Origin of the sequence: Mesorhizobium sp. C372A, assembly GCF_030323245.1 — a bacterium.
Taxonomy (GTDB): domain Bacteria; phylum Pseudomonadota; class Alphaproteobacteria; order Rhizobiales; family Rhizobiaceae; genus Mesorhizobium.
The window spans coordinates 5,952,454-5,964,714 of record NZ_CP100475.1; the positions used below are offsets into that span (position 1 = coordinate 5,952,454).

General features: G+C 62.7%; 16 protein-coding genes. 3 read left to right on the plus strand and 13 right to left on the minus strand.

From position 1 onward, the window contains the following. The first annotated feature begins 143 nt into the window (after positions 1-143). The 3 genes from NLY42_RS28755 to NLY42_RS28765 all read left to right on the plus strand — a co-directional run bounded on the left by NLY42_RS28755 (position 144) and on the right by NLY42_RS28765 (position 2,111). Positions 144-950, plus strand: a complete 807-nt coding sequence (locus NLY42_RS28755; RefSeq protein WP_023706670.1) for a protein-disulfide reductase DsbD domain-containing protein — start codon at positions 144-146, stop codon at positions 948-950. A gap of 111 nt (positions 951-1,061) precedes the next feature. Further along, complete coding sequence (locus NLY42_RS28760; protein ID WP_023698522.1) at positions 1,062-1,544, plus strand: peroxiredoxin; 483 nt, start codon at positions 1,062-1,064, stop codon at positions 1,542-1,544. 87 nt (positions 1,545-1,631) lie between these two features. Further along, positions 1,632-2,111 carry a DUF2938 domain-containing protein gene (locus NLY42_RS28765; protein WP_023687155.1) on the plus strand — a complete coding sequence of 160 codons (480 nt, stop codon included), beginning with the start codon at positions 1,632-1,634 and terminating at the stop codon, positions 2,109-2,111. Between the two features lie 72 nt (positions 2,112-2,183). On the opposite strand, the gene NLY42_RS28770 is transcribed toward NLY42_RS28765, so the two are convergent. From NLY42_RS28770 to coxB, 13 genes are all read right to left on the minus strand, one after another. Then, positions 2,184-2,768 carry a histidine phosphatase family protein gene (locus NLY42_RS28770; protein WP_023698521.1) on the minus strand — a complete coding sequence of 195 codons (585 nt, stop codon included), beginning with the start codon at positions 2,766-2,768 and terminating at the stop codon, positions 2,184-2,186. Between the two features lie 29 nt (positions 2,769-2,797). Next, the gene (rnhA, locus tag NLY42_RS28775) at positions 2,798-3,343 is read right to left on the minus strand and encodes a ribonuclease HI (protein WP_023698520.1); all 546 of its coding nucleotides are present in this window, start codon (positions 3,341-3,343) and stop codon (positions 2,798-2,800) included. Then, positions 3,340-4,302 (minus strand): homoserine kinase, encoded by a 963-nt coding sequence (locus tag NLY42_RS28780; RefSeq protein WP_023698519.1) that lies wholly within the window; start codon positions 4,300-4,302, stop codon positions 3,340-3,342. Before NLY42_RS28780 ends, rnhA begins: the two co-directional genes overlap by 4 nt. Positions 4,303-4,309: 7 nt before the next feature. Continuing rightward, positions 4,310-5,320, minus strand: coding sequence for a 4-hydroxy-3-methylbut-2-enyl diphosphate reductase (gene ispH / locus NLY42_RS28785; RefSeq protein WP_023692071.1), 1,011 nt, complete (start codon positions 5,318-5,320; stop codon positions 4,310-4,312). 161 nt (positions 5,321-5,481) lie between these two features. Beyond that, entirely contained in the window at positions 5,482-6,237 is a 756-nt protein-coding gene (locus NLY42_RS28790) for an SURF1 family protein (protein WP_023692072.1), read from the minus strand. Continuing rightward, positions 6,234-6,620, minus strand: a complete 387-nt coding sequence (locus NLY42_RS28795) for a DUF983 domain-containing protein (protein WP_023685423.1) — start codon at positions 6,618-6,620, stop codon at positions 6,234-6,236. The genes NLY42_RS28790 and NLY42_RS28795 overlap by 4 nt, the downstream gene beginning before the upstream one ends. 13 nt (positions 6,621-6,633) lie before the next feature. After that, the gene (locus NLY42_RS28800) at positions 6,634-6,774 is read right to left on the minus strand and encodes a hypothetical protein (RefSeq protein ID WP_023698518.1); all 141 of its coding nucleotides are present in this window, start codon (positions 6,772-6,774) and stop codon (positions 6,634-6,636) included. 76 nt (positions 6,775-6,850) lie between these two features. Beyond that, the gene (locus tag NLY42_RS28805) at positions 6,851-7,732 is read right to left on the minus strand and encodes a cytochrome c oxidase subunit 3 (protein WP_023668416.1); all 882 of its coding nucleotides are present in this window, start codon (positions 7,730-7,732) and stop codon (positions 6,851-6,853) included. 1 nt (position 7,733) lies between these two features. Then, positions 7,734-8,360 (minus strand): cytochrome c oxidase assembly protein, encoded by a 627-nt coding sequence (locus tag NLY42_RS28810; protein ID WP_023754852.1) that lies wholly within the window; start codon positions 8,358-8,360, stop codon positions 7,734-7,736. Between the two features lie 8 nt (positions 8,361-8,368). Then, complete coding sequence (locus NLY42_RS28815) at positions 8,369-8,524, minus strand: cytochrome c oxidase system small membrane protein (protein ID WP_023668418.1); 156 nt, start codon at positions 8,522-8,524, stop codon at positions 8,369-8,371. Further along, the gene (locus tag NLY42_RS28820) at positions 8,521-9,465 is read right to left on the minus strand and encodes a heme o synthase (RefSeq protein WP_023668419.1); all 945 of its coding nucleotides are present in this window, start codon (positions 9,463-9,465) and stop codon (positions 8,521-8,523) included. The genes NLY42_RS28815 and NLY42_RS28820 overlap by 4 nt, the downstream gene beginning before the upstream one ends. Positions 9,466-9,535: 70 nt before the next feature. Continuing rightward, entirely contained in the window at positions 9,536-11,188 is a 1,653-nt protein-coding gene (gene ctaD, locus NLY42_RS28825) for a cytochrome c oxidase subunit I (protein ID WP_023668420.1), read from the minus strand. A 38-nt stretch (positions 11,189-11,226) separates the two neighbouring features. Continuing rightward, positions 11,227-12,123 (minus strand): cytochrome c oxidase subunit II, encoded by an 897-nt coding sequence (gene coxB, locus NLY42_RS28830; protein WP_050485823.1) that lies wholly within the window; start codon positions 12,121-12,123, stop codon positions 11,227-11,229. Between the last annotated feature and the right edge of the window lie 138 nt (positions 12,124-12,261).

The following is a 12,261-nucleotide window of genomic DNA, read 5'->3' on the forward strand; positions in this document are numbered from 1 at the left end:
TGGAACAACGGATTCCTGGCTGTAAACTTTGCTCGGCCGATTGCTTGAACCCAACTGTTCCTTGCCCGAAGGTCACGCAAATATGATACGCAGAGCGCCATGAAAACATTGCGCGGCCATGAACTGACGATCAAATCAACGCCATGCAAAGCTTGAAAATCCTGCTGCTCGGTATTGCTATCGGATGCGGAGCAGTCCTGCCCGCCGCCGCCTCCTCGTCGGAATGGTACAACAGCGAAGGCGGCAAGGTGCGGCTGGTGACAACAGGCAAGGCCGACGAGGCCGGTCGCATACAGGGCGTGCTCGACATCGCGCTCAAGCCCGGCTGGAAAACTTATTGGCGCGATCCGGGCGACGCCGGCGTGCCGCCGCAGATCGACGTTTCGGCCAGCACCAACATCACCGATGCGGCGTTTTCCTTCCCGCCGCCGCAGCGCCATGACGACGGCTACGGCAAATGGGCCGGCTACAACCATCCGGTCTCGCTGCCGGTGACATTCACTTTGTCGTCGCCTGGGGATGCGGCCGTCATCGATGCCGACATCTTTCTCGGCATCTGCGAGACGATCTGTATTCCGGTGCAGACGCGGCTGAGCGTCGATCCCGCCGCCGATCCCGACAATGCCGAGGATGCGGCGCTGGTGAAGGCTGCACTCGCCACCTTGCCCGCGCCTGCCAAGCCCGATTTCGGGATCAAGGTGCTGCCGGGCGACCATGAGACGCTGATGGTCGAGGCGACTTTTCCCGGAGATCCGGAGGCGGCGGATTTATTCGTCGCCGGGGGACGCGATTATATGTTCGGGGCGCCTGCACGCAGCGAAAAGGACGGCCGGCTGGTATTTACCATTCCGATCCTCGACCGGCCGTCGACGACACCGACCGATGGCGGGTTGTATTACACCCTGACAAGTGCCGAAGGCGCGGTCGAGGGCGTTCTGCCGTTCCCCTGATACCGAACCCGATCCGGGCTTTCCCTTGATCCAGGCCTTGTCGGCGGTTGCGGGAGATGCCCGATTTCGCTATCGCAAGAAACCTTCCCTGCTTTTCACACGAGGACCATCATGACGATTGCCGTTGGCGACAAACTGCCCGATGCGACCTTCAAGGAAATGACCGCCGACGGCGCCAAGGTGATCACCTCGGCCGAGATTTTCGCGGGCAAGAAGGTCGTGCTGTTCGGCGTTCCAGGCGCCTTCACGCCGACCTGCAGCAACAATCATCTGCCGGGCTATCTCGAGAACCACGATGCCATCCTGGCCCGCGGCGTCGACACCATCGCCGTCGTGTCCGTCAACGATGTCCATGTCATGGGCGCCTGGGCCAATTTCACCGGCGGTCAAGGCAAGATCCTCTATCTCGCCGACGGCAATGGCGACTTCGCCAGGTCGATCGGCCTCGACTCCGACTATTCCAGCGGCGGCATGGGATTGCGCTCGAAGCGCTTCTCGATGATCGTCGACAACGGCAAGGTCACCGCGCTCAATGTCGAGACCAAGCCAGGAGTCGACACATCGGGTGCCGCTCACATTCTGAGCCAGCTCTAAACCGCAGCGGCCGCGTCGGCTCATGAGCGCCATGGCCTGACGACCACGCGCTTCCAGCCGGATTGCCTGCTTTGGGGGAAATCGACGATGTTTGACATCATCTGGCGCAGCATTGCGATCGGCATCGGCGCCACGGTGCTGATGGATCTTTGGGCGCTGTTCCTGCATCTGGCGCTCAGCCAGCCGCGGCCGAACTGGGGGCCGCCCGGCCGCTGGGTCTGGCACCTTAGGGAAGGCAAGGTTTTCCACGACGATATCGCCCAAGCCGCACCCTATGCGCATGAGCAGGCGCTGGGCTGGGCTTTCCACTATGTCACCGGCATCGTCTACGGCTTCATCCTGGTGGCGCTGGTGGGCACGGCATGGCTGGACGCGCCGACCTTCCTGCCGGCCTTCATCCTCGGCATGGTCACCATCGGCGCCGGCTGGTTCCTGCTGGCGCCCGGCATGGGCGCCGGCTGGGCTGCCTCAAAGCGCCCCAACGCGATGCAGATCCGCGCCTTCAATGTGATCTCGCACACGGTGTTCGCGCTCGGCCTCTACGGCACGGCCCTGCTGATCCGCTGAGGACAGGTTCTATCCGCTGGTCGCGCGCGGCTTCATCGCCGCTACGGTGTCGATGATCTCCTGACATCCGCTTTAGCGCGGCGCCAGACTGTCTATCGGCCGCCATCCGTGGACGACGCGGCGCGTGCCGACATCATAGGCGAAGTAATTGCCGCCGCCGGCCGGCTGATCCGCCTCGCGGCTGATTGCGCGATCGCTGAGCGAGAGCAGCAAGAGCGTTCCGACGCCGCCATGGCCGACGAAGGCAATGTCGCCGCCATCGGCAGCACCCAGCACCGTTTCGACCTCGCTGACAATGCGTTGCTGGGCATCGATGGCCCGCTCCCAGCCGCGGATGCTTTTGTGCGGGTTGGCGAAGAACTGGTCGGCGACCGCCTCGAACTCCGGCGGCGGCAGGAAGCCGGTTGCCGACCGATCGTTCTCATGCATGCGCTCCCGCACCTCGACCGCGAGGCCGAGGTGTTTGCCAAGAATCTCGGCGGTTTCGATCGCCTTGCGTTCGGCCGACGAGACGACCCGCCGGATCGACCCGACCCATGGCTGCTCGAGCATGGCTGATGCTCGAGCCCGTCCGATCTCGGACAGCCCCCAGTGCGGCACGGGAACGTTGGCATCGATCTGAACCTGGGGATGGGTGATGTAGTATACGATCGGCATGAGTGAGATCCCCTGCCGATAGCTTGAGCTCAATAGCTTTGGGTCGAGCGCCGTGCCCGTGGCGCCGCAGGCTGCTTCTCGGATGCCGCCGGCTTCAGCGCCGCCGCAGGCTTCGGCGCCACAGGTTTTAACGGACTCTTCTTGAACGGCGCCATGCCTTCCCTTGCGAGTTCGTCGGCGCGTTCGTTCTCGGTATGGCCGGCATGGCCCTTGACCCAGTTCCAGGTCACCTTGTGGCGCCGATTGGCCTCATCCAGCGCCTGCCACAGTTCACCGTTCTTGACCGGCTTCTTGTCGGCGGTCTTCCAGCCATTTTTCTTCCAGCCGTGGATCCATTTGGAGATACCGTCCATGACATATTTGCTGTCGGTGTGAAGCTCGACGGAGCACGGCTCCTTCAGCGCATTCAGCGCCGAGATGGCGGCCAGCAGCTCCATACGGTTATTGGTCGTCTCGGCCTCGCCGCCCGACAATTCCCTGGTCTTGCCGTTGAAGCGCAGGATGGCGCCCCAGCCGCCGGGACCGGGATTGCCCGAGCAGGCACCGTCGGTGAAGATTTCAACCTGCTTGGTCATGTCAGTCCGTATTCCGAAGGCGACCTGATCGCGCGGTGGAAGCGCATGCGGCGGATATATTCGGTCGGATCGCGCTTCATGACCAGCCCGCCCTCGGGAACCGTCAGCCAGTCATAGAGCCGGGTCAGCATAAAGCGCAGCGCCGAGCCGCGCGAAAGCATCGGCAGCGCTGCTTTCTCGCCCTCGCTCAAAGGCCGCACGCTCTGATAGCCGGCCAGCAGCGCCGTGCCTTTGGTCAGGTTGAAGGAGAAATCCTTCTCGAAACACCAAGCATTGAGGCAGGTGGCGACGTCATAGGCGTAGAGGTCGTTGCAGGCGAAATAGAAGTCGATGAGGCCGGACAGTTTCTCGCCGAGGAAGAAGACATTGTCGGGAAACAGATCGGCATGGATGATGCCTGCCGGCAGGCCTTGCGGCCAATGGCGTCCGAAGTCGGCGAAATCCGCGTCGACCTCGGCCGCCAGTCCCGGCTCGACCTCGTCGGCGCGGTCGCGCGAGGCGTTCCACAATTTGCGCCAGCCCTCGATGGCCAGTGCGTTGTCACGCGTCATCGCAAAATCCTGGCCGGCGAGATGCAGGGCGGCGAGCGCCTTGCCGACCTCCGCGCAATGCGCCGCTGTCGGCCGCCGGAGCGACAGGCCTTCGAGGAAGGTGATGATGACCGCGGGACGGCCGGCCAGCGTGCCGATGACGGTGCCGTCATGCGCGGTCACCGGCAACGGGCAGGAAATGCCTTTGCGGGCGAGATGGCCCATCAGGCCGAGGAAGAACGGCAGGTCGGCCTTGTCGACGCGCTTCTCGTAGAGCGTCAGTATGTAAGAGCCGCTTGAGGTGTGCAGCAGGAAATTCGAATTCTCCGTGCCTTCGGCGATACCCTTGTAGGACAAGAGTTCGCCGACCGGATATGCCCTCAGGAACGCGCCGAGTTCGCCCTCATTGACGTCGGTGTAGACCGCCATGGGCTGTTCACGCGGCTCCGTTGACGAAGGCCATGTCGGCCCGCGTCAGTTCGACATCGCGCAGAACCCGCATGACTGGAAAATCCTCCGTTTCGGTGGCCGTGATCGCCAGGTCGATGTTCACCTCGAAGCGCTGGCGGAAGGCGTCGATGATCTCGTCGACGATGATCTCCGGCGCCGACGCGCCGGCAGACAGGCCGAGCGTCGAGATATTTGTGATGTCATTCCACGGAATTTCGGCGGCGCGCTGTACGAGAAGCGACATGGTGGCGCCGGCGCGCTCCGCCACTTCGACAAGACGGCGCGAATTGGAGGAATTGGGCGCACCGACGATCAGATAGAGATCGGCGCCGGCGGCGGTTTCCTTGACCGCTTCCTGGCGGTTGGTGGTGGCGTAGCAGATCGATTCGGCGGCCGGTGCATGCAGTTGCGGGAAGCGCTCCTGCAGCACCCGCAATATGCCGGCAGTGTCTTCGACCGACAACGTTGTCTGGCTTACGAAGCCGAGCGCTTCCGGGTCGGCGGGGGCAAAGGTCCCAGCGTCGGCTTCGGTCTCGATCAGCGTGACGGCGCCTTCAGCCAGTTGGCCCATGGTGCCGATCACTTCGGGATGGCCGGCATGGCCGATCAGAAGCACATGGCGGCCGAGCCGCTGATGGCGCATCGCCTGCTTGTGCACCTTGGACACCAGCGGGCAGGTGGCGTCGAGATAGAAGAGCTCGCGTGCCTTGGCGTCGGCCGGCACCGATTTCGGCACGCCGTGGGCTGAGAAGACAACCGGCGACTTGCGGTGCTCGGCCGGGATTTCCGAGAGTTCCTCGATGAAAACCGCGCCAAGGCTTTGCAGGCCCTCGACGACATAGCGGTTGTGCACGATCTCGTGGCGGACATAGACCGGCGCGCCGTATTTCTTCAACGCCAGCACGACGATCTGGATCGCGCGGTCGACACCGGCGCAAAAGCCGCGCGGCTGGCAGAGCCGGATCGTCAGCGGTGGTTTTGTGGCGGTCTGCAGCATGATTCCAGATCGGTTGATCGTATCGTTTGGCGAAATGAGGTGTGCACCCCTGCCCTGTCAAGGGCAGTTGGATCAGGTTGAATGGTCAACCTGATCTAACTCTTTGTTGGAGCATGATCTTGTCCGAAACCGGTTCCCACTTTTCGGGATCATGCTCTGGATCATTCAGTCTTTGCCGGACGGCGCAGCCTGATGATCAGAACCGCGGCAAGAGCCGCCGCCAGGCCATACCAGGTGAAGGCATATTGCAGATGAGAATTCGGCAGGTCGATGATGGTGACGCCGCCGACCGGCAGCCCGCCCGGGTTCGGCGTCTTGTCGGCGTCGATGAAGATCGGCACCAGCACGGCACCGGCCGGCAGGCCGGCACTCGCCGCCATGACGTCACGATCCTTCCAATAGAAGATGTTCTTGGCCACGTCATTGTCGGGCAGCATCATCGACGGCTTGGCCGGCAGCGGGTTGCGCGCCAGGCCGGTGACCGTGACCTTGCCGGTCACCTGCCCTTGCGGGCGCTTGGCGGCATCCTTGACATCATAGGGAACGAAGCCGCGGTTGATCAGGACATAGCGGCCATCGTCGAGGGCCAGCGGGGTATAGACGTTGAAGCCGGCGTCGCCGTCCCATGTGGCGTAGAAATGCCGCTCGCCGGAGTGCAGGAACGTCCCGCTGACGGTGACCGGCGTGTAGTCGACATCACCGGTGGCGGCGAATTCCTTCTCGACGTCCGCCAGCGGCTGCGGCGCTGAATGGGTGCGCTGGTCGATGGTCTGCAGAAGGGCTTCCTTCCAGTACAGGCGCTGCACCTGCCATGTGCCAAGCCCGAGCAGGATGACGAACACCACCAGGCCGAGGCCGAGCAGCAATGCCGTCTTCGGCCGCGAGCGGCCGGCGGGCTTGGTCAGCGCCTCGCTCATTGCCCCTGGTCCAGGCGGCCTTCGGCCGCCTTGTTGGCGTATTGAAGCGTCAGCAGCACCCCCTTGATCAACCTCAGCGCCGTCAGGCACAGTCCCACGGCCAGCGGTATCCAGATGATGAAATGCAGCCAGAGCGGCGGGCTCAGCGTCACCTCCACCCACAGCGCCAGCCCCACGACGATGAAGCCGATGATCAGGATGACGAACACCGCCGGGCCGTCGCCGGCATCGGCGTAGGAATAGTCGAGGCCGCAATTGTTGCAGCGCTTGCCGACGGTGAGGAAGCCGGAAAACAGCCGTCCTTCGCCGCAGCGCGGGCAGCGTCCGTGCAGGCCGGCCGAGATCGGCTCGATGGGTGGCCAGATCGCCCTGTCTTCACTCATGGATAGTCATGCTTTATGGCTCGATTTCGATCAGCGTTCCATCCGGCACCATAGTCCAGATTTCGTCCATGTCGCAGCCGGTAACCCCAATGCAGCCATCGGTCCAGTCGACCAATTGAAGCAGCCAGCCCGACCAGCCGAATCCGTTGGCCATTGATGGGCGCCGAAAAGAAGAAAGGCGACCGCGTTGCCGCGACCGCCCTTCTGATTTGTCGGTTCGGTGAAAGCCGTCAGTGGCCTTCGATCACCGCGCCGACCGATCCCCAGACGTAGATCGATGCGAACAGGAACAGCCAGACCACGTCGACGAAGTGCCAGTACCAGGCAGCCGCCTCGAAGCCGAAATGCTGCTTGGGCGTGAAGTCGCCTTTCCAGGCGCGGATCAGGCAGACCAGCAGGAAGATGGTGCCGATGATGACGTGGAAGCCATGGAAGCCGGTCGCCATGAAGAAGGTGGCGCCGTAGATGGAATCCTTGAAGCCGAACGGAGCGTGCATGTACTCGTAGGCCTGCACCATGGTGAACAGCATGCCGAGGCCGACGGTCAGCACCAGGCCGTTGATCAGGCCCTTGCGGTCGCCATGGATGAGCGAATGGTGCGCCCATGTCACCGTGGTGCCCGACAGAAGCAGGATGATGGTGTTGTAGAGCGGCAGATGGAACGGATCGAGGACTTCGAGACCCTTCGGCGGCCAGACGCCGCCAGTGAAAGCGGTGCGGGCGTAATTCTGCACTTCGCTCGGAAACAGGCTGGCATCGAAATAGGCCCAGAACCAGGCAACGAAGAACATCACTTCCGAAGCGATGAACATGATCATGCCGTAGCGCAGATGCAGCGACACGACGCGCGTATGGTGGCCCTCATGCGCTTCCTTGATGGTGTCCGACCACCAGGCAAACATCGTGTAGAGGACGATGACGAGCCCGATGAAGAACAGCCATGGATTGGCGATGTTGTGGCCGAAAATTGGAAAATCGCCGTTCTTGAGATACTGCATCAGGGCGACGCCGCCGACTGCAGTCACCAGCGCGCCGATCGACCCCAGGAAGGGCCACGGGCTCGGGTTGACGAGATGGTAGTCGTGTTGTGGTTTTGCGTGCGCGTCTGCCATATCAACCCCCGAGATTTGCTTCGGTATCTGAAACTTTGCTGCTGCTGTCCGGCGTCGATGACGCCACCGGCTTGTTCTTTTGGACCGGGAACATCGTGTAGGACAGGGTGATCGTCTTCAAGTCCTTCAGTTCCGGCACGTTGACGATATCGGGATCCACATAGAACACGACCGGCATGTCCAGCGTCTCGCCGGGCTTCAGCGTCGTGTCGGTGAAGCAGAAACACTCGACCTTGTTGAAGTAGGGGCCCGCCAGTTCCGGCTGCACGTTGAAGGTGGCGCGGCCGATAACGGCGCGGTCGAACTTGTTGGTGGCGCTGTAATGCGCCTGCGTGGTCTCGCCGATCTTGATGGTGACCGAGCGGGCGACCGGCTGGAACTGCCAGGGAATGCCGTTGGTGTTGGCGTCGAAGCGCACGGTGATGTCGCGGTCAAGGATGCGGCCGGCATATTGCTTTTCGGCGCGCTGCGTCGTGCCGCCATAGCCGGTGGCCTGGCAGAACATCTTGTAGAGTGGCACCGCGGCGTAGGCCATCCCGATCATGCCGCCGAAAAAGGCGACGCAGACGGCGGCGACGACGCGGTTGGTGTTCTTCTTCCTGGGATCGGTCACGGTCTGGCGGGTCATCATCGGCCTCATCCGGTATGGCCGAATTTCACGATGGTCGCGACGTAGAAGATGACGACCAGAATCGCCAGCGCGACGCCGATCGCCGCCGAACGGTTGCGACGCGCCTTCTTCTGGCTTTCGGTCAGCGTGACCAGTTCAAGCTTCTTGTCGATCATGGTCATGCTCCACCGATGGCCAAAGCGCGACCGACGACACAGTCGGCAAGATAGATGGCGAAGATGGCGAAGAGGTAGAGCAGCGAATAGGCGAACAGAGCCTTGGCCGGCTTCATGACGCGATCGCTATCGGTCATGCACAGCACTTTCCAGGCATACCAGACGAAGCCGGCGCCGAGAGCCACTGATGCGACGCCATAGAAGGCGGTGGTGAAACCGAGCACCCAGGGCAGCACGCCGATCGGCGCCAGGATCAGGGCGTAGGCAAAGATCTGGCGGCGGGTCGAGGCCTGGCCGGCAACGTTCGGCATCATCGGGATGCCAGCCTTGGCGTAGTCGTCGGACTTGAACAGCGCCAGCGCCCAGAAGTGCGGCGGCGTCCACAGGAAGATGATCAGGAACAGGACGAGGCTTTCCAGGCTCACCGTTCCGGTCACCGCGGCCCAGCCGATGACCGGCGGGATGGCGCCGGCGGCGCCGCCGATGACGATGTTCTGCGGCGTCGAGCGCTTCAGCCACATCGTGTAGACGACGGCGTAGAAGAAGATGGTGAAGGCAAGCAGCGCCGCCGACAGCCAGTTGACCAGCACGCCCAGCGTCATCACGGACAGCACCGAAAGCACAAGGCCGAAGCTCAGGGCTTCGCCGGGCAGGATGCGGCCGGAGGGTACCGGGCGGCCGGCGGTCCGGCTCATCACCGCATCGATGTCGGCGTCGTACCACATGTTGAGCGCACCCGAGGCGCCGGCGCCGATGGCAATGGCCAGGATGGCGATCACCGCCAGCAGCGGGTTGATGGTCACGGGCGCAGCGACCATGCCGACAAAGGCCGTGAACACCACCAGCGACATGACGCGCGGCTTCAGCAGGGCGAAGAAATCGCCCGACGTGGCTTCCGACATGCGAAAGCCCGCTTCGTCAATCATTGGGTCGTCGACAAGGGCCATGCGTACATAAGTCCAATCATTCCGTTGGCCGAAACCGCCGGCGGGCCGGCGGTTTCGTATTCGGGCTGCCTTACTTGATCTTCGGCAGCTGTTCCCACTGGTGGAAGGGCGGCGGCGAAGGCAGCTGCCATTCGAGCGTCGTTGCACCCTCGCCCCACGGATTGGCGCCGGCGACGCGCTTCTTCTGGAAGGCCTCGAACACGCCATAGAGGAAGATCACCACGCCGACGGCCGATATATAGGAGCCGTAGGACGACACCATGTTCCAGCCGGCGAACGCGTCGGGATAGTCGATGGTGCGGCGCGGCATGCCGGCGAGGCCGAGGAAATGCTGCGGGAAGAAGATCAAATTGACGCCGACGAAGGTGACCCAGAAGTGGGTGTTGGCGATCACCGGCGAGTACATGTAGCCGGTCATCTTGGGGAACCAGTAGTACCAGCCGGCGAAGATGGCGAAGACCGCGCCCAGCGACAGCACATAGTGGAAGTGGGCAATGACGAAATAGGTGTCATGCAGCGAGCGGTCGAGGCCGGCATTGGCGAGCTGGACGCCGGTGACACCGCCGACCGTGAACAGGAAGATGAAGCCCAGCGCCCACAGCATCGGCGTCTTGAACGAGATCGAGCCGCCCCACATCGTCGCGATCCAGGAGAAGATCTTCACGCCTGTCGGCACGGCGATGACCATGGTGGCGAAGACGAAGTAGCGCTGCGTGTCGAGCGACAGGCCGGTCGTGTACATGTGGTGCGCCCAGACGATGAAGCCAACGGCGCCGATCGCGACCATGGCGTAGGCCATGCCGAGATAGCCGAACACCGGCTTCTTCGAGAAGGTCGAGACGATGTGGCTGATGATGCCGAAGCCCGGCAGGATCAGGATGTACACTTCGGGGTGACCAAAGAACCAGAACAGATGCTGGAACAGGATCGGATCGCCGCCGCCATCCGGGGCGAAGAAGGTGGTGCCGAAATTGCGATCCGTAAGCAGCATGGTGATGCCACCGGCCAGAACCGGAAGCGACAATAGCAGCAGGAAGGCGGTGATCAGAACCGACCAGGCAAATAGCGGCATCTTGTGCAGCGTCATGCCCGGCGCGCGCATGTTGAAAATGGTGGTGATGAAGTTGATGGCGCCGAGGATCGAGGACGCGCCGGCAATGTGGATCGACAGGATCGCCAGATCCATGGCCGGCCCGGGCTGGCCGGAGGTCGACAGCGGCGGATAGAGCGTCCAGCCGCCGCCAACGCCATAGGCGCCGGGCGCGCTCGGCATGAAGGCCGAAGCAATCAGCAGCAGGAAGGCCGGCGGCAGCAGCCAGAACGAGATGTTGTTCATGCGCGGGAAGGCCATGTCGGGGGCGCCGATCATGATCGGCACCATCCAGTTGGCGAAGCCGCCGATCAGCGCCGGCATGACCATGAAGAAGATCATGATCAGCGCGTGCGCGGTGCCGAAGGCGTTGTACATGCTCTTGCCGCCGTCGATGGCGGCATCGCCGTTCATGCCGTAGACCATCTGCGCCAGACCGGTGAAGATCTGGATGCCCGGCTCCTGCAGCTCCATGCGGATGACGACCGAAAGCGCGCCGCCGACGATGCCCGCGAAGATCGCAAAGATCAGGTAGAGCGTGCCGATGTCCTTGTGGTTGGTGGAGTACACCCACCGGACCCAGCCATGATAGGGCTTGTGGTCGTGGTCGTCGTGAGCTGCAGCTTCTGCCATGGTCGGCTCCGTTCCCTAATTCTTGCTAACCCGCGGCATCAATTGCCGGCGGCCGCTACCTTGTTGGTACCGTCGACCTCGGCCATCAGCGCCTTGTTGGCGCCGGGGAGGTCGGTCTTGGCTGCTGCCAGCCAGGTCTTGTACTGCGCATCGGATACGACGCGGACGGCGATCGGCATGAAGGCATGGTCCTTGCCGCAGAGCTGCGAGCACTGGCCGTAATAGATGCCTTCCTTTTCCGCCTTGAACCACGTCTCATTGGTGCGGCCGGGAACCGCGTCCATCTTGATGCCGAAGGCCGGAACGGCAAAGGAATGGATCACGTCGGCTGCGGTAACCAGGACGCGCGTCATGGTGTTGACCGGCACGACCAGCTCGTTGTCGACCGCCAGCAGGCGCGGATAGACCTTGCGGTCTTCCTTGCCGATCGCGGCGCGGTCGGCGTCCTGCAGGATGGCCGAGTTGAAGGAGAGCGTGTTCTCGGTCTGGTACTCATAGTCCCAGTTCCACTGATTGCCCGTTACCTTGACGGTCAGCTTGGCCTCTTCCGGCGGCGTGTACTGCGCCGTCAGCAACTGGAACGAGGGAATGGCGATGAACAGCAGGACGACGACCGGCCCGACTGTCCAGATGATCTCGATCAGCGTGTTGTGGCTGGTCTTGGACGGAACCGGGTTTTTGCTGGCGCGGAACCTGAAGATGCACCAGGCGAGAAGCGCCAGAACCAAAGCAGTGATCGGGACGACGAACCACATCGTGTAGTTCCCGAACCACTCGATCTGCCGCATCATGTCTGTCGCCGGCGGCTGAAAAGTCATCTCCCACGGCTGCGGCTGGGCCGCATGGGCGGAGGCACCGGCGAAAAATGCGGCGGCGGCGCCTGCCGTTGCCATCAATTTGGCGCTTGCTGGGAATTTTCTCATCGCCCTCTTCATCTCCCGGTTCCTCGCGATCGCGACGCAAGAATATCGAACAATGCCGGGATGGGAATCCCGGACAGTCCCAAGGGTGGTTCAAACCATACTCTATTTCCCTCCGCAAGAAAGGAGCGGGCGAAACCGTGCGGCATTTTT